This is a genomic window from Lactobacillus panisapium (genome assembly GCF_019469265.1).
GTDB classification, from domain to species: domain Bacteria; phylum Bacillota; class Bacilli; order Lactobacillales; family Lactobacillaceae; genus Lactobacillus; species Lactobacillus panisapium.
Genome location: NZ_CP048268.1, coordinates 1214689 through 1231777, shown reverse-complemented (window position 1 = coordinate 1231777; position 17089 = coordinate 1214689). Strand labels below are relative to the sequence as shown.

13 protein-coding genes are annotated in these 17089 nt (G+C 38.4%); all 13 read left to right on the top strand.

What is annotated here, in order from left to right; all coding sequences use genetic code 11:
* Window positions 1-64 precede the first annotated feature (64 nt).
* The gene (locus tag GYM71_RS05805) at window positions 65-1522 is read left to right on the top strand and encodes a vinyl phenol reductase (protein WP_220219778.1); all 1458 of its coding nucleotides are present in this window, start codon (window positions 65-67) and stop codon (window positions 1520-1522) included.
* Between the two features lie 258 nt (window positions 1523-1780).
* Window positions 1781-2506 (top strand): UMP kinase, encoded by a 726-nt coding sequence (gene pyrH / locus GYM71_RS05800; RefSeq protein ID WP_220219777.1) that lies wholly within the window; start codon window positions 1781-1783, stop codon window positions 2504-2506.
* The gene (gene frr / locus GYM71_RS05795; RefSeq protein WP_220219776.1) at window positions 2507-3064 is read left to right on the top strand and encodes a ribosome recycling factor; all 558 of its coding nucleotides are present in this window, start codon (window positions 2507-2509) and stop codon (window positions 3062-3064) included.
* 3 nt (window positions 3065-3067) lie between these two features.
* Window positions 3068-3802 carry an isoprenyl transferase gene (locus GYM71_RS05790; protein WP_220219775.1) on the top strand — a complete coding sequence of 245 codons (735 nt, stop codon included), beginning with the start codon at window positions 3068-3070 and terminating at the stop codon, window positions 3800-3802.
* Between the two features lie 11 nt (window positions 3803-3813).
* Window positions 3814-4611 carry a phosphatidate cytidylyltransferase gene (locus GYM71_RS05785; protein WP_103751757.1) on the top strand — a complete coding sequence of 266 codons (798 nt, stop codon included), beginning with the start codon at window positions 3814-3816 and terminating at the stop codon, window positions 4609-4611.
* 9 nt (window positions 4612-4620) lie between these two features.
* Window positions 4621-5877 (top strand): RIP metalloprotease RseP, encoded by a 1257-nt coding sequence (rseP, locus tag GYM71_RS05780; RefSeq protein ID WP_220219774.1) that lies wholly within the window; start codon window positions 4621-4623, stop codon window positions 5875-5877.
* 35 nt (window positions 5878-5912) lie between these two features.
* A complete protein-coding gene (locus GYM71_RS05775) occupies window positions 5913-7613 on the top strand; it encodes a proline--tRNA ligase (RefSeq protein WP_220219773.1) in 1701 nt (566 codons plus the stop codon).
* Window positions 7614-7618: 5 nt separating this feature from the next.
* On the top strand, window positions 7619-11929 hold the full coding sequence (locus GYM71_RS05770) for a PolC-type DNA polymerase III (RefSeq protein ID WP_220219772.1): 4311 nt from the start codon (window positions 7619-7621) through the stop codon (window positions 11927-11929).
* Window positions 11930-12034: 105 nt separating this feature from the next.
* Window positions 12035-12508: a ribosome maturation factor RimP gene (rimP, locus tag GYM71_RS05765; protein ID WP_220219771.1), complete on the top strand. Its 474-nt coding sequence runs from the start codon at window positions 12035-12037 to the stop codon at window positions 12506-12508.
* 18 nt (window positions 12509-12526) lie between these two features.
* Window positions 12527-13792 carry a transcription termination factor NusA gene (gene nusA / locus GYM71_RS05760; protein ID WP_220219770.1) on the top strand — a complete coding sequence of 422 codons (1266 nt, stop codon included), beginning with the start codon at window positions 12527-12529 and terminating at the stop codon, window positions 13790-13792.
* An 18-nt stretch (window positions 13793-13810) separates the two neighbouring features.
* Window positions 13811-14107 (top strand): RNase P modulator RnpM, encoded by a 297-nt coding sequence (gene rnpM, locus GYM71_RS05755; protein WP_103751751.1) that lies wholly within the window; start codon window positions 13811-13813, stop codon window positions 14105-14107.
* 2 nt (window positions 14108-14109) lie between these two features.
* Window positions 14110-14421, top strand: a complete 312-nt coding sequence (locus GYM71_RS05750) for a ribosomal L7Ae/L30e/S12e/Gadd45 family protein (protein WP_220219769.1) — start codon at window positions 14110-14112, stop codon at window positions 14419-14421.
* Window positions 14422-14425: 4 nt separating this feature from the next.
* Window positions 14426-17071, top strand: coding sequence for a translation initiation factor IF-2 (infB, locus tag GYM71_RS05745; protein ID WP_220219768.1), 2646 nt, complete (start codon window positions 14426-14428; stop codon window positions 17069-17071).
* The last annotated feature ends 18 nt before the right edge of the window (window positions 17072-17089 follow it).

Here is a 17089-nt window from a genome sequence, read left to right as displayed (position 1 = left end):
GTCATTCTACGCAGATAGAAGCTAGGATTAAAGCATAAATTATTTATTTTGGAGGAAAAGTCTAATGAGTTTAACAAAGTTATCAACTTATGATGTAGTCGTTGTTGGTTCGGGTGCTGCAGGTCAGGCTGCTGCCTTAACCGCCGTTGAACATGGCAATCAAGTTTTAATGCTCGAAAAAGGACGTCATACAGGTGGGTCGGCTAATTATAGCGAGGGTTTATTTGCAGTTGATTCATATTTACAGAAAAAGCAAGGAATTGACGTTTCAACAATTGATGTTTTGCAAGAAGAAGTCGAATATTCAAAGTATAAAGCTGATTCAAGAATTTGGCGCAAATATTTAGATGCTAGTGCAGAAAATGTCCAATGGCTCCATGATGAAGGTGTTAAGTATGAAAACGTTCAAGCAATGGGAGCAGGAGAGGCTACTTGGCATATTTATGAAGGCTTTGGGGACGCAGTGATGCATAAAGCGTTACAGCCTAAATTTAAAAAATTAGGTGGCGAATTGTTGACTTCGGTTTCTGCAATTGATTTGGAAATTTGTCGCGGGGGTAAGAAAAAAATAACTCTTAAAAGCGAGGCTGATGGTCAAACTGAGACAGTTACTGCTAAGGTGGTTATTCTAGCTGCTGGTGGTTATCTGAACAATTCAGAAATGATGGCTCATGATACTGACTATGATTTGACGAGATTAGTTACCGTTTCTTCTGGTAAAGGTACTGGTGATGGTTTACGCTTAGGTTGGCAAGTAGGCGGACAAAAAGCAGGAATGGGCATGGCAATGCTATTTGGTGGCTATTTAAAAGACCCTGAAGAACCATCTTTTAAAATGATGAACAGTCAGATGAACGTTGCTGCTGGGCAGCAGCCACTACTTTGGGTTAATGAAAACGGCGAGCGTTTTGTTGATGAATCAGTAATTTATAATTTCTCTTATGCTGGAAATGCTTTGTATAGTCAAAATAGTGTATATAGTATTTTAGATCAAAAAAATATTACCGAGATGATTGAAAAAGGGAATTTTATGGGCCTAGGCGTCTATGTTAAACGTGGGCAAAAAATGACTCATTTACAAGATGAAATTGATCAAGCTCTTATTGATAACAAACCATTTATTTTTAAAGCCGACACTATTGAAAATTTAGCAAAAGAAATGAATCTTCCTCAAGAAAAGTTAACAAAGACGATTGGACAATACAACCAGTTTGTTGAAAATGGTGAGGATCAATTCTTTGGTAAGGATCCCCAATATCTAAGGTCGGTAGAAAAAGGACCGTTTTATGGTTTCAAATTGAGTGTTGGTGCTTTTTGTACAATGGGCGGTTTAAAGGTGACCCCTGATAATGAGCTTGAAGATAAATACGGTAAACCAATTTCTGGTATCTATGCAACCGGTAATGATGCAGCAGGATTAACAGGTGACACCTATGGCCCTAACATGCCGGGTACTTGTGCTGGTTATGCCTTTTATTCCGGCAGAAATGCTGCTCAACATGCACAAAGATATTTACAATAAAAAGAAATAGAAAAATGCTTTATTAGGATAAATTAATAATCTTAACGAAGCATTTTTTTACATAAAAATTTAGAATTGAACCAGAAATGTGCTGTTACTTTTTATCTACAGTAAAAGTAAAAAAGAAATATAGGTGGTAATGTAGAAAAATTTAGCGAAATTTACTTTTTTAAAATAAAATTATTCTCTTTTGTTTTGTTGCCCCACATTTGCGTATTTAATATGTTAGAATAATTTAAGTTAATAGAGGAGGTTGTCATGACTCAAGTTAAATATCAACGTGTCGTTTTGAAAATTTCTGGAGAAGCATTGGCCGGTAACAACGGAACAGGGATAGATCCGACAGTTATTAGTCATTTAGCTGAAGAAATCAAATCAGTGCACGATTTAGGAGTTCAAATTGGAATAGTCTGCGGTGGCGGTAATATGTGGCGTGGTGAGACTGGTGAAAAACTTGGCATGGAACGCTCACAAGCAGATTATATGGGCATGTTAGCCACTATCATGAATGGTTTAGCTCTTCAGGATGGTCTGGAACATGTCGGTGTCCCAACTAGATTGCAAACTTCAATCGAAATGAGACAAATTGCTGAACCTTATATAAGAAGAAAAGCAATTCGTCATTTAGAAAAAGGACGCGTTGTTATCATGGGCGGAGGTACTGGTAATCCTTACTTCTCTACTGATACTACTGCAGCTTTACGCGCAGCGGAAATTAATGCCGATGTTATTTTGATGGCCAAAAATGGTGTTGACGGGGTTTACTCTGCCGATCCAAAATTAGACCCAACGGCAAAGAAGTTTAGCGAACTGACTCAACTCGACGTTATTTCAAAAGATTTAAAAGTTATGGATCGGACCGCTAGCTCGCTTTCAATGGATACCAATATTCCGCTAATTGTATTTAACGTAAATACTGAAGGTAACATTAAGAAAGTTGTTATGGGCGAGCATATTGGAACAGTAATTGAAGGAGGCAAATAAATGAATAACGAAACAATTAAAAAAGCAAAACAAAACATGGACAAGTCAATCACTGTTTTTGAGAAAAACTTGGGTACTATCCGTGCTGGTGTTGCTAATGCCGCATTGCTAGATGGAGTTAAAGTTGATTATTATGGTGCACCAACACCTTTAACCCAGATGTCTAGTGTCACTATTCCTGAACCACGTGTTTTATTAATTACGCCATATGATCAAAACAGTGTGGATGATATTGAACATGCTTTACTAGCATCCAATTTAGGATTAACTCCAGCAAACGATGGTAAAGTTATCAGATTGGTAATTCCTCAATTGACTGGTGAAAGAAGACAAGAGATTGCTAAAGAAGTCAATAAAATGGCTGAAGAGGGTAAAATTGCGATTAGAAATGTCCGCCGTGATGCTATGAATACCCTTAAAAAGCAACAAAAAGACGATGAAATTACCGAAGATGAACAACGCAATTTAGAAAAAGAAGTTCAAAAGGTAACTGATCAAGCAACCAAGAAAATTGATGAACTGGCTGAGCAAAAACGTAAAGAAATTACTCAAGGCTAACATATGGCAGTAAAAAAGAATCAATTAAATCATCTTGCCATTATCATGGATGGCAATGGCCGCTGGGCTACTAAGCAGGGTAAGCCTCGTGTAGCAGGTCATTATGAAGGTATGAATAACGTTGAACGGATTACTTTAGCAGCAGATGAATTGGGAATTAAAGTTTTATCACTTTATGCTTTTTCGACAGAAAACTGGGCTCGTCCCAAAGAAGAAGTCGCATACTTAATGAATCTGCCTGTCCGTTTTTTTGACAAGTTTATGCCTACCTTGATGGAGCATAACGTTAAGGTCAATATCATGGGCTTTTTGGACAAATTGCCACGTAAAACTTATGATGTTGTTCAGCGTGCAATGGCTGAAACGGCAGATAATACTGGACTAATTTTGAACTTTGCTTTTAATTACGGTTCAAGAAGTGAAATTACTTCAGCTGTCAAAGAGATTGGAACGCTAATTGAAACAGGAGCGATTAATAGTGATCAAATTGATGAAGAAATGATTTCTCAACGTTTGATGACTGCTAGTTTTGGAGAATTTAGTGATCCAGACTTATTAATACGAACTTCTGGTGAACAGCGTATTTCCAACTTTATGTTATGGCAGCTGGCTTATTCTGAACTTGCATTTAGTCAGAAGAATTGGCCTGATTTTACTAAAGAAGATTTAGAAAAAATTGTCATTGATTTTCAGAACCGTCATCGCCGTTTTGGCAAACTAGATGAATCGGATAGTTAGGTAATTTTGATATGAAACAACGGATAATCACAGCAGTTATTGCTTTAATTTTATTTATTCCAATCGTTATTGCGGGTGGATTGTGGATGGACTGGCTGACCGTGGCCTTTGCTGCAGTCGGCATCAGTGAAATCTTTTTAATGAAAAAACAGATACTGGTTTCTGTTAACTTTTTGTTGGCACTGCTTGCAACAATTACTTGGGCGGTTCCAGATAGCTTTATTAAGTCAATGCCATTCCATTGGACTAAATATGGAATTTATTTTGCCTTAATCATGATGATGCTAACTTGGACAGTTTTGTCAAAAAACAAGACAACTTTTGACGATGTTTCAGTTTACACGTTAGGTTCACTATATATTGGTACCGGTTTTCACTATATGGCAAGTATTAGAAATAGCAGCAATGGGTTAGCACTTTTATGCTATGTCTTTGTTGTAGTATGGCTAACAGATACTGGTGCCTATATGATAGGAAGGCAAATTGGTAAACATAAGTTGTGGCCTGTAATTAGTCCTAATAAAACCTGGGAGGGTTCAATTGGCGGAACTATTTGTGCTGTAATATGTGCCGCAATTTACGTTTACTTTGTTAATGTTAATTATCCATTCTGGCAAATGGTTATCTTTGCCTTTGTATTATCCATTGTAGGTCAAATGGGCGACCTAGTTGAATCTGCTTATAAGCGGTATTATGGCGTTAAAGATTCAGGTAAAATTCTGCCGGGACATGGTGGTATTTTAGACCGGTTTGATAGTATGCTATTTGTTTTACCCGTCTTTGCTGCTTTATTAGGAATCGTGCATTAGGAGAATTCCATGAAGGGAATACTAATCTTTTTAGTTGTATTTGGTCTTTTGGTTTTTGTCCATGAATTCGGGCACTTTATCGTCGCAAAAAAATGCGGTATTTTAGTGCGCGAATTTTCTATTGGTATGGGACCAAAATTATTCCAAGTTCGTCGTAATCCTACAACTTATACTATTCGTTGGTTACCACTTGGTGGTTATGTTCGTTTAGCTAGTAAAGACGATGAAGCTGAGCTTAAACCTGGAATGACCGTAATTTTGCAGACTAATGAGCAAAATGAAGTCGTTCGGATTGATGCTTCTGGATCAGACATTCCAATTGAGGGCTTGCCGCTTCAAATAACAGAAGTTGATTTAGTGGATCAACTCGTTATTAAAGGCTATGAAAATGGGGAAGAGGATAAATTAGTTTCTTATCAGGTTAATCACGATGCAACTGTTATTGATCAATCCAATACGGAATTAATCATTGCTCCTCGTGACACCCAATTTCAAGAAGCTAATGTTTGGCAAAAGCTTGCAACTAATGTTGCGGGTCCCCTAATGAATATTATCTTGGGATTCGTTGTCTTTCTAATTTGGACCTTTACTATTCCCGGTCCGGCAACAACTACGATTGGAGCTGTTGAAGCCAATTCACCAGCTGAACAAGCAGCGGTTGAACCTGGATCAAAATTTGTTTCAATTAATGGTCATAAAACAACTACTTTTAATGAAATTTCTAATCAAATAAATGCCAGTAAAGGCAAAGCTTTAAGTATTGTTTTAACAAGTCATGGTAAAACTAAGACGGTCTCTGTTAAACCCAAAACGGTGAAAATACAAGGCCAAAAAGTTTATCAAATTGGTATCAAAGCCAAAAGTGATGACCGTGTCCTTGCAAAGGCTAAGCGTGGTTGGGATACAGCTGTATCAACAACCGGAATGATTTTTAATGCACTTGGCGGCTTGATTAGGCACTTTAGCTTAAATAAGCTGTCTGGACCTGTAGGTATTTATTCACAAACTTCACAGGTATCACAAATGGGCTTTACCTACTTATTAGCATTCTTGGCAATGATTTCAATAAATCTAGGAATTGTGAACTTAGTGCCAATTCCTGGCCTTGATGGGGGAAAGCTTTTGCTTAATCTCATTGAGATTTTCCGTGGCAAACCGATATCGGAAGATCATGAAGCAATAGTTGAATTAATTGGTTTTGGCCTTTTATTACTATTAATAATCGCAGTTACCGGTAATGATATTTACCGCTACTTTATAAAATAAAATCTAGAAATTTATTTCTTGGGAGAGAATTGTTAATGCGTCAATCTAAATTATTTATGCCTACGTCAAAAGAAGCACCAGCAGATGCTGTTGCTGAAAGTCATAAGCTGATGCTTCGTGGCGGATATGTCCGTCAAGTAACAGCTGGTGTTTATGCTTATTTACCATTAGGCTATCGTGTCTTAAAAAAGGCCGAAAGAATAATGGAAGAAGAAATGGCTAAAATTAATGTGCCAGAAATGGCAATGCCTGAACTTTTACCTGCAACTTTGTGGGAGGATTCTGGTAGATGGCAAAAATATGGTCCAGAAATGTTCAGGTTAAAAGACCGTCACGGTCGTCAGAGCCTGCTAGGCCCAACTCATGAAGAAACATTTACAGAAATTGTTGCCAAAAATCTTAAGAGCTACAAGCAAATGCCAATTGCTCTTTACCAAATTCAAACTAAATTTCGGGATGAAAATCGCCCAAGATTTGGTTTACTACGGACCAGAGAATTTATTATGCTTGATGCATATAGCTTTGCAGCAACTAGAGAACAACTTGATCAACAATTTGATGATGAAAAAAAGGCGTTTGAAGCAATTTTTCGGCGCTGCGGTGTAAAAGTAACTCCAGTAATTGCAGACTCAGGAACAATGGGTGGCAAAAACTCAACTGAATTTCAAGCACCTGCTGCAATTGGTGAAGATACTATTGCGACCAATGAAACAGGAACATATTCTGCTAATTTGGAAATGGCAGTTAGCGAAGATACTTTTAAACCAGAGCCTGAAGATGAAGCTGAATTAACAGAAGTTGCTACACCTGGACAAGAAACAATTGCTGATTTAGCTGAGTTTTTAGCTGTTCCTAAGACTAAAATTGTTAAGAGCGTTTTATACATTGTAAATGAACAAGAAAAAGTATTGGTTCTTATTCGCGGTGATAAACAAATTAATGAAGTCAAGTTAACTCATGCTCTTGATGCAGATTCTGTCCGTGTTGCTTCTGACGATGAATTAAAGGAAATCACGGGAGTTGGCAAGGGAAGTGTAGGCCCAGTTGCTTCTGATTGGGCAGATAAAGTGATTGCCGATAAGACAGTTGAAGGTCTGATTAACGTCATTGTTGGTGCAGGCAAAGAGGGCTATCAGTATAAGAATGCTAACCTTGACCGCGACTTTAAAGTAAATGAATTTGCTGACCTTCGGGTTGCGAACGAGGGCGAACCTGATCCAGTTGATCACTTACCATTAAAATTTACGACTTCAATTGAAGTAGGACACATCTTTAAGTTGGGAACGTACTACACCGAAAAAATGGGTGCAGATTTCTTAGATCAAAATGGTAAGACACAACCCGTAATCATGGGTTCCTATGGCATTGGTGTAACCAGAGTTTTGTCTGCTGTTATTGAACAACATCTTACTAAATTTGGCATTGCTTGGCCAAAGGAAATTGCTCCGTTTGATTTGCACATTGTTCAAATGAAAATGAAGGATGAAGAACAAACCGAGTTAGCTGAAAAACTTGAGAAAATGTTTAGTTCTAATTATGATGTATTATATGATGATCGTAACGAACGGGCTGGTGTTAAATTTGCTGATGCAGATTTAGTTGGAGCCCCAATTAGAATTACTATCGGTAAAAAGGCTAGTGAAGGTATTGTGGAAGTTAAGCGACCAACAGATGATAAGGCTAGCGAAATTTCGGTTGCTGAACTTGCCGATTTTGTAAATAAAGAGTTAGGATAATTTTCGTGACTAATAAAAACGAACTTTTCTTACGACTTTTACAACAAATTAATTTTCCAAATCAATTTTCAGATAATGATTTGTTGCAAAAAGGCGAAATTGAGAACGTGGATGTTTACGCTAAAGAACATAGGTGGGATATTCACGTTCTTTTTACTACACCCCTTAAATTTGAAACATATGACGCATTAAATAAGGCGATAAATGCTACTTTTTCATCTTTTGTTAAAACCCGTCTATTTGTGCGTACGAAAGATGGATTAGACGACTATCTCACGGACTATTGGCATTTTGTTGTGCAAAATTCGCAAGTTTTACAACCGGTTGCACGCGAATTTATTTCTAGCCATAAACCCAAAAAAGAGGATGGTCGTTGGATTATTCCAGTCGATAATTTAGTTGTTGATGGTCTAATTGAGCAAAAAATGCTGGACCAGCTTGCTGAAGAAATGCGCGACTATGGCTTTTTTAATCTTAAATTTGTGACTGAAATAGATGAAGCAAATTCACAGAGTAACTTGGCCAGCTTACAGCAGTTACAAGAACAACATGAGCAAATTATGCAGGAGGCATACAATGCCGCTCCGCCTAAAGAAAAACCGAAGCAGCAAAATAATTATCCGACTAGGAAAACACGCTATGGCAGCCGACAACTTGACGAGAGTTTACCAATCACTCAAATAAAAGAGGTAATTGACGGAACGCGTAATGTTGTAATTGAAGGTAACATTTTTAATATTGAAAGTCGCGAATTAAAGACGGGTACCGTGATTTTTACCGGTGAAATTACTGACTATTCAGATTCAATTTCTTTCAAAAAATTTATTTCTGACAAAGAACAAATGAATAGCATCTCAGAGTTAAAACCTGGCACTTGGGCAAAAATGCAGGGATCAGCTTCAGAAGATCAATGGAGTCATGATGTGGTTTTCAATGTTGCCAGCTTTGAAGCAGTAGAACATGTCGGCCGGCAAGAAAAATACGATGGTGAAGAAAAGCGGGTAGAATTGCATCTTCATACTAATATGAGTCAGCTTGATGCAACTAATACTGCTTCGGATTTTGTTGCCGCAGCTAAGAAATTTGGTCAAAAGGCAATTGCAATTACTGATCACGCAGATGTCCAAGCCTTCCCTGAAGCATATAATGCTGGTAAGAAAAATGGTGTCAAAATTGTTTATGGTCTGGAAGCCAACATGATTGATGATCATGCTTTGTTAGTACTAAATCCAGCTCCTATGACTTACGAAAACCGGGAATTTGTGATTTTTGACGTTGAAACAACTGGTTTGTCTTCTGTTTATGACACTATTATTGAAATTGGTGCTGTCAAAATGAAGGACGGTGAAGTCCTTGAGCGTTTTGATAAATTTATTAATCCGCATCATCCATTAAGTGAACAAACTATTAATTTAACTTCGATTACTGATGAAATGGTCACGGCTGCCGATGATGAAGCTGTTGTTATTAAGCAATTTCAAGATTTTTATGGCGATCGTCCGTTGTGTGGTCATAATGTTCAGTTTGATGTCGGCTTTGTTAATGCCGCTTTACGGCGTGCGGACTTAGCAGAAATTACGCAACCAGTTGTTGATACACTTGAAGTTTCGAGGCTGCTTCACCCAGAACAAACGCGTCATACGTTAGATTCTCTTGCAAAGAAATATAATGTTGTTCTTGAACATCACCACCGTGCTAATCAAGATGCCGAGGCAACGGGTTACTTAATGTTTAAGCTTTTAGAAGCTTTTACTAAAAAGTATGGTGAGGATGATCTTGGTAAAATGAATGATTATGCTGCCCACGGACAAGTCTTTCAGAGGGCGCGACCGCAGCATATGACCATTTTAGCTAAAACCCAAGCAGGTTTAAAAAATATGTATCGTTTGGTATCAATAGCCAGTACCAAATACTTTTACCGCATTCCACGTACACCTAAATCAGATTTAGTTAAAAATCATGAGGGGTTACTATATGGTTCCGGTTGCTCTGAAGGCGAAGTCTTTGTTGCAATGATGCAGAAAGGGTATGACGAAGCACGGAAAAAAGCTAAATTTTATGATTACCTTGAAGTGCAGCCACCAGCAAATTATTCGCAGTTAATTGAGGATCATTTAATTGCCGACCAAGCAGAATTGGAAGAAATCCTAACCAATATCTATAAGTTGGGGCATGAACTAGATAAACCAGTTGTTGCAACTGGCGATGCTCATTATTTGGAAGAACATGATGCTATTTACCGGACAATTTTAATTTCTGCTCAGCGTAGTAATCCTGAACGAAACAAGAAACAAGCCGATTTGCATTTTTATACAACGCAAGAAATGCTTGATGCGTTTAGCTTTTTAGGTGAAGAAGCAGCAAAAGAGATTGTAATTACTAATCCAAACAAGATTGCTGAATCCGTTGAAGAAATTGCGCCGATTAAGGATGGACTGTATCCACCTCATATTGAAAATTCCGACGAGGAAATGAAACGGCTAACTTACGATAAAGCGTATGAACTCTATGGCAAGCCACTTCCAAAAATTGTTCAAGATCGTTTGGATATGGAATTAAATTCGATTATATCTAACGGCTATGCCGTTATTTACTTGATTTCTCAACGACTAGTAGCTAAGTCAAATAAAGATGGCTATTTAGTTGGTTCACGGGGATCGGTTGGATCTAGTCTAGTTGCAACAATGTCTGGTATTACTGAAGTTAATCCTTTGGCGCCGCATTATCGATGTCCCGAGTGCCAGTATTCAGAGTTTTTTGAAAATGGTGAATATGGTTCTGGTTATGACTTGCCCGACAAAAAATGTCCTAAATGTGGTGCCGAACTCGTTAAAGATGGTCAAGATATTCCGTTTGCAACTTTCCTAGGCTTTCACGGCGATAAGGTCCCAGATATCGATTTGAATTTTTCCGGTGACTATCAGCCTGTTGCCCATAATTTTATTCGGGTTATGTTTGGCCCAGGCAATTCATATCGTGCTGGTACTATTGCTACTGTGGCTGATAAAACGGCCTATGGCTATGCTAAGCATTACGATGAAGAAAAAGAACTTAATTTAAGAAAAGCCGAACTAGATCGGTTGGCCGCTGGCGTCAGTGGAGTAAAAAGAACGACGGGCCAGCACCCAGCGGGAATCGTCGTTGTTCCTGACGACATGGACATTTACGATTTCACGCCTGTTCAATATCCAGCCGATGATGTTGACGCTGCTTGGAAAACCACGCACTTTGACTTCCATTCAATTCATGATAATATCTTAAAATTTGATATTTTAGGACACGATGACCCGACGATGATCAGAATGCTGCAAGATTTATCTGGAGTTGATCCACTGACTATTCCACCAGATGATCCAGGTGTCATGTCACTCTTCTCAAGTCCAAAAATATTAGGAGTAACTCCTGAACAAATTCAGTCAAAAACTGGAACGCTAGGGGTGCCAGAATTTGGAACTAGATTTGTTCGTGGAATGCTGGAAGAAACCAAGCCAACCACATTTTCTGAATTGTTACAGATTTCTGGACTTTCTCATGGTACTGATGTTTGGCTAGGCAATGCCGAAGAACTTATCAATGATGGAACTTGCAAGTTGAAAGATGTAATTGGGTGTCGGGATAACATCATGATGGACTTGATTCACTGGGGGGTAAAACCAGAGGTTGCATTTTCCACGATGGAATCTGTTCGTCACGGTCGTGGTATTAGTGATGATGACATGGCAGTTTTGAAGAAAAATGATAAAATCCCCGACTGGTATATTGAGTCTTGTTTGAAGATTAAATATATGTTCCCGAAGGCCCACGCGACTGCTTATATTCTAATGGCTTTGCGGATTGCTTGGTTTAAAGTATATTACCCTGAAATTTACTACACTGCTTACTTTTCTGTGCGGGCTGACCTCTTTGACTTAGTTGCAATGAGTCATGGTAAAAATACTGTCAAGAAAGCAATGGCGGATATTCAAGAAAAGGGTAATGATGCCTCAGCAAAGGATAAAAGCTTATTAACTGTTTTAGAAATTGCAAATGAGTGTCTTGAGCGGGGAATTAAGATTAAAATGGTTGATATCAATAATTCGGAAGCAACTAATTTTAAGATTATTGATAAGCACACTATTTTGGCTCCGTTTAACGCTGTTCCCGGTCTAGGAAATAATGCCGCAAAGCAAATCGTGGCTGCTCGGACCGAGCAAGAATTTCTCTCCAAAGAAGACTTATCTAAGAGAGGAAAAGTTTCGCAAACAATTATGGATTATTTAGAAGAAAATGAAGTTTTGGAAGGGATGCCTGACCAAAATCAACTTTCACTCTTTTAAATTTTGCAGTATTAATATAATTATGGTATACTTCTTAAAGAAGTTCGAATAAATGATTCGGAGTGAGCAAGTTTTGCTCACTCTTTTTATTACGGAGGAAAGTACTTGACGAAAGTTAAAGATTCTGTACTTGCAGAGATCAAACCAATCATTGAACAACGCAATGATGAATTTGTAGATATTGAATACGTAAAAGAAAAAGGTCAAAATTATTTAAGAATATATGTTGACCGCGAAAATGGAATTGATATGGACGAAATAGCTGGACTTAGCGAATTAATTTCCGCCAAGTTAGATGAAATCGAGCCTGATCCATTCCCTGATCCTTACGTTTTAGAATTATCTTCTCCTGGTATCGAACGACCTTTAAAATCTGAGAAGGATTGGCAAAAAGCATTGAATAATTACGTTCACGTTGGCCTTTACCAAAAAGTTCTCGGTGAAAAAGAATACGAAGGTACGTTAAAGTCATTTAATACTGATGAAATCGAATTAGAAGTAAAGATAAAAACAAGGCGGAAACAATTAACTATTCCCCGTAAGTTAATTGCAAATATACGTTTTGCAATTGAATTTTAGAAAGGCTGATTAAAACTTATGTCTAAAGAAATGCTAGAGGCGTTTGCTACTTTAGAAAAAACAAAGGGTATCAAACAAGATGTGATTGTTGAAGCTATCGAGGCAGCGCTTGTTGCGGCATATAAAAAGAATTATAATCAGGCAACCAATGTTGTTGTTGAATTTGATGAACGCCGAGGCGATTTCAAATTAATGACTGAGAAAGTTGTTGTTGAAGAAGTTCACGATGACAGACTGGAGATCAGTTTGAAAGATGCCTTAGCCATTAATAAAGCATACGAATTGGGCGATAAAATCAGATTTGAAGTTGCACCTAAGAACTTTGGTCGAATTGCTGCACAAACAGCTAAACAAGTTATTATGCAACATTTGCGGGAAGCTGAAAGAAACCATATCATTAACGAATATTCACAATATGAAGATGAATTGATTACGGGTACAGTTGAACGGCGCGACAACCGCTTTGTTTATGTTAAAATTGGTAATGTTGAAGCTGTTATGCCTAGAAACGACCAGATGCCTAACGAAACTTATAACCCTCAAGACCAGATTCGGGTACTTGTCACTCATGTTGGTTCTGATACCAAGGGCGCACAAATTACTGTTTCACGGACAGCTCCTGATATGGTTAAGCGTCTTTTTGAACAAGAAGTTCCTGAGATTTACGATGGGACGGTAGAAATTGTTTCGATTGCGCGTGAAGCGGGAGACAGAACTAAGATTGCCGTTAAGTCTAACGATCCAAACATTGATCCTGTTGGTACTTGTGTCGGTCAACGCGGTGCCCGAGTTCAAAACGTAGTTAATGAACTAGGTGGCGAGAATATTGACGTCGTTAAGTATGAAGAAGATCCGTCTGATTTTATTGCCAATGCATTGAACCCTGCAGAAGTTATTGCGGTTCAATTTGGCGATGAAGAAGATGAAAAAAGTGCATTGGTAATTGTTCCGGATTACCAGTTATCGCTTGCCATTGGTAAAAAGGGTCAGAATGTTCGTTTAGCTGCTCGGCTAACGGGCTACAAGATTGACATCAGGCCAGAATCAGAAGTTGAGTTTGTCGATGAAAGCTCAAACGAAGCCAATCAGGAAAATGAAGATGCCGCTTTAAACGATGTAGTAGATGAAGCCGCTGAAGATATTGCTGATTCCGTTTCAGCTGACGATGATTCTTCAGTTGATGATGAAGATGAGAATGCCGCTACTTCTACTCAAGAAGATGAAGAAACAGAGCAAGATGCTGAACTAACTTCTACTGAAAGTGAAGATACTGTCGACGAATAAGGCAGGGGGTGAACTCTTTTGAAAAAAAGAAAAATTCCGATGCGGAAAGATTTATTAACCAATACCATGCAACCGAAAAAAGAGTTAGTTCGGATTGTAATTGATAAGGAAAAAAACATTTCTGTTGATCCTACAGGGAAAAAGCCAGGACGTGGTGCATATGTATCGCTTGATCCTGATAAAATTGAGCAAGCAAAAGAAAAAGGAGTTCTTGAGCGAAGCTTAGGTGTTAAAATTGCCGCTTCATTTTATGAAGAATTATATTCCTATGTTGATCATCAAAAAGCAAGAAAAGAATTGTTTGGTGATGATTAAAGTTGCAAAATAGACAAAAGGCATTGAATTTGCTAGGGCTTGCTGAGCGAGCTGGTAAGCTTGTTTCCGGTTTGGAAATCGTATCAGTTGGCTTAAAGGCAAAAAAAGTTAAAATAGTAATTTTGGCTAATGATAGTCACGCGGATACAAGCGAAAAGCTTACTCGAATTGCTAAGCAAAATGATGTTACTGTCATTTCTGAATTCAGCAGTAGCGAGATATCGCATGCAATAGGTAAAAACCGTAAGGTATTGGGGATTACTGATACAGGTTTTTGCAAAGCGTTAATACAAAAGATAAATGAAGGAGTGTGATTTGATGGCTAAGAAAAGAATCTATGAAATTGCAAAAGATTTAGGCATCGATAATAAAGATGTGGTCAATAAGGCGAAAGACCTTGGCTTTGATGTAAAAAATCATATGTCATCACTAGAGGATTCACAAGTGAATCAGTTAAAGGGTAGTTTTCGTAACCCCGCTCCCGCCAAAAAGCAAGAAAAAGCTGCTAAAAAGAGTAGCAAGATTAAGATTTCTGTTACTTCCATCCGTAAAAATGAGAAAAACCATGAAGACGGTAAAAGTAATAAGAACAATCGGCACAATAATAATCACCGTTCAAACAACCGCAATCGCAAAGAGCAAGATCATTCACAGCAACGTTCTAACCGAGAACAATCCACAAGAACACAGAAACCCGCTGCACAAGATCTTTTGAAGCAATTAAAACAAAAACAGAGAGTTGAAGAGAGTACGCTGAATCGTCAAACTGAAAAGGCTCGTGAGTCTTATAAGAATAATACAAGTAAACCACAAGAAACTAAGGAAGAAACCAGTGCCAAGAAGCAAGAAGTTGTTAAAGTAAAGAAAGTTGAAACTTCTGCTCCTAAAGTGACCGGTCCTAAAATTATTAAGCCCTCGCCAGCTAGAATGAAGCAGAACCAAACTGCTACTTCAGAGCGGCCAAAGGCTATCGACAATAATTCTGTTCCAGAGCCTGCCAAAGAAGAAAAGCGTCGTGGTAATGGCCATAATTCACGTAATAATGGTAAACCAGGTCGCAAAGGAAAGAATCAAGCATTTGGCAATAACAACAATACTTATTCTAAGCACCAAGAGAAGCGTAAGCGCAAGAATAAGAAACGGCAATATGAACAAATGCCGAAAAAGCAGCCAACTCAAAGAAAAGAGCGTCCATTACCAGAAACTTTAGTTTATGAAGTTGGGATGAATGCACAAGATTTGGGTAAAATTCTTCACCGTGAACCAGCAGAAATTGTTAAAAAGTTATTCATGCTTGGTGTAATGACTAATCAAAATCAATCTTTGGATAAGGACGCAATTGAACTAGTAGCGGCTGAATACGGAATTAATGCTGAAGAAAAAGTTCATGAGGACATGTCTGATATTGATAACTTATACAATAAGAGAATGGAAGCCTCTAAGGAATCTAAGCATCAGATTAAGCGTCCACCTGTAGTAACAATCATGGGTCACGTTGACCACGGAAAGACGACTTTACTTGATCGTTTACGTCATACTCATGTTACCGACCATGAAGCTGGCGGTATTACGCAAAAGATTGGTGCATATCAGGTTAGAATTGATAATCATTTGATTACCTTCTTGGATACCCCTGGACACGCGGCCTTTTCAAATATGCGTGAACGTGGTGCAGAGATTACTGATATTGTTGTTTTGGTCGTAGCTGCTGATGACGGTGTAATGCCACAAACAATTGAAGCGATTGATCATGCTAAAAGCGCTAAAGTTCCAATTATTGTTGCAATCAATAAAATGGATGCTCCAGGCGCCAACCCACAACATGTTACTGAGCAATTGATGAAGTATAATCTTATTCCAGAAGATTACGGTGGCGATACCATCTTTGTTAATATTTCTGCCAAAACTGGTGAAAATGTTGATGAATTATTGCAAATGATTTTACTTCAAGCTGATGTGATGGAATTAAAGGCTGATCCAAAACAAAAAGCTATCGGTACTGTTATTGAAGCTCGGTTATCTCGTGGACGTGGTCCAGTTGCCGACTTGTTAGTTCAACAAGGTACGCTTCATACTGGTGATCCAATTGTTGTTGGTAACCGGTTTGGTCGTGTTCGGGTAATGACCAATGATCGTGGTCGGCAGGTTGAAAAGGCAACACCTTCAATGCCAGTTGAAATTACTGGTTTGAATGATGTTCCTGAATCAGCCGATAAGATCGTTGTCTTTGATGACGAAAAGACTGCTCGAAGTGTTGGTGAGCAAAGAGCTCAACAAGCATTACAACAATCACGTGAAAATGTTACTCATGTTACTCTTGATAATTTGTTTGACACAATGAAGAAAGAGAATATGAAGGAAGTCGATGTTGTCTTAAAGGCAGATGTTCAAGGTTCGACAGAAGCTTTGCAACAATCTCTAGAAAAGATTGAGGTAGAGGGCGTTCGCGTTAACATTATTCACGCAGGCGTAGGTGCCGTTAATGAATCTGATGTCACATTGGCTGGTGCTTCCAATGCCTTCATCATCGGCTTTAATGTTCGACCAACGGCAACTGCTAAGTCGCAAGCTGAGGCTGATGGTGTCGATATTCGCTTATACAGTATTATTTACAAGGCGATTGATGATGTTAAGGCAGCTATGCAAGGAATGCTTGAGCCAACATACGAGGACAAGGTTGTCGGCAACTTAACAGTTCGTGAAACTTGGAAAGTTTCTAAAGTTGGAACTATTGCTGGTGCTTTTGTTGACTCGGGTTACATCACACGCGATTCTGATGTCAACTTAATTCGTGACGGTGTGGTCATTTATAACGGTAAAGTTGCTTCACTTAAGCGATTTAAGGATGATGCTAAAATTGTTAAGCAAGGTTTTGACTGTGGTTTGACAATTGAAGGCTATAATGACATTAAAATTGGTGATGAATTAGAAGCAGTTGAACAGCAAGAAGTTAAGCCTAACTAGTTTGACGGGGAGGAAAAC

Coding starts and splice junctions, on each gene's coding strand:
- GYM71_RS05805 (WP_220219778.1), top strand. CDS start 65: ATGAGTTTAACAAAGTTATCAACTTATGATGTAGTCGTTGTTGGTTCG.
- pyrH (WP_220219777.1), top strand. CDS start 1,781: ATGACTCAAGTTAAATATCAACGTGTCGTTTTGAAAATTTCTGGAGAA.
- frr (WP_220219776.1), top strand. CDS start 2,507: ATGAATAACGAAACAATTAAAAAAGCAAAACAAAACATGGACAAGTCA.
- GYM71_RS05790 (WP_220219775.1), top strand. CDS start 3,068: ATGGCAGTAAAAAAGAATCAATTAAATCATCTTGCCATTATCATGGAT.
- GYM71_RS05785 (WP_103751757.1), top strand. CDS start 3,814: ATGAAACAACGGATAATCACAGCAGTTATTGCTTTAATTTTATTTATT.
- rseP (WP_220219774.1), top strand. CDS start 4,621: ATGAAGGGAATACTAATCTTTTTAGTTGTATTTGGTCTTTTGGTTTTT.
- GYM71_RS05775 (WP_220219773.1), top strand. CDS start 5,913: ATGCGTCAATCTAAATTATTTATGCCTACGTCAAAAGAAGCACCAGCA.
- nusA (WP_220219770.1), top strand. CDS start 12,527: ATGTCTAAAGAAATGCTAGAGGCGTTTGCTACTTTAGAAAAAACAAAG.
- infB (WP_220219768.1), top strand. CDS start 14,426: ATGGCTAAGAAAAGAATCTATGAAATTGCAAAAGATTTAGGCATCGAT.